Origin of the sequence: Campylobacter lari (assembly GCF_004357905.1) — a bacterium.
GTDB classification, from domain to species: Bacteria; Campylobacterota; Campylobacteria; order Campylobacterales; family Campylobacteraceae; genus Campylobacter_D; species Campylobacter_D lari_D.
The window spans coordinates 1-380 of sequence record NZ_SMTT01000036.1; the positions used below are offsets into that span (position 1 = coordinate 1).

Here is a 380-nt window from a genome sequence, read left to right on the forward strand (position 1 = left end):
CGCCATTTTACTTTGATAATAGCATATTAGATATATTTAGCTCTGTTAAAATGGGAGCTACACTTCATATACTGCCAAATCATCTTTTTGCTTTTCCAAATAAAATTTTGGAGTATCTAGAACAAGAAAAAATAACAACAATTTTTTGGGTACCTTCAGTGCTGATTTATTTTGCTAATACCAATGCTCTTGAAGCCTTTACACTAAGGCATTTAAACAAAATTCTTTTTTGTGGCGAAATCATGCCAAATAAACAACTCAACATTTGGCGTAAATACCTTTCTAGTACTTTATTTGCTAATCTTTATGGACCTACTGAAATTACCGATGTATGCTCTTTTTATATAATTGATAGACAATTTAGCGATGATGAGCTTTTA

General features: G+C 30.5%; 1 protein-coding gene. It reads left to right on the forward strand.

Features of this window, described 5'->3' with window-relative positions; genetic code table 11:
- On the forward strand, positions 1-380 hold a 380-nt coding region (locus E2O22_RS07845; RefSeq protein WP_165955287.1), incomplete at both ends, for an AMP-binding protein.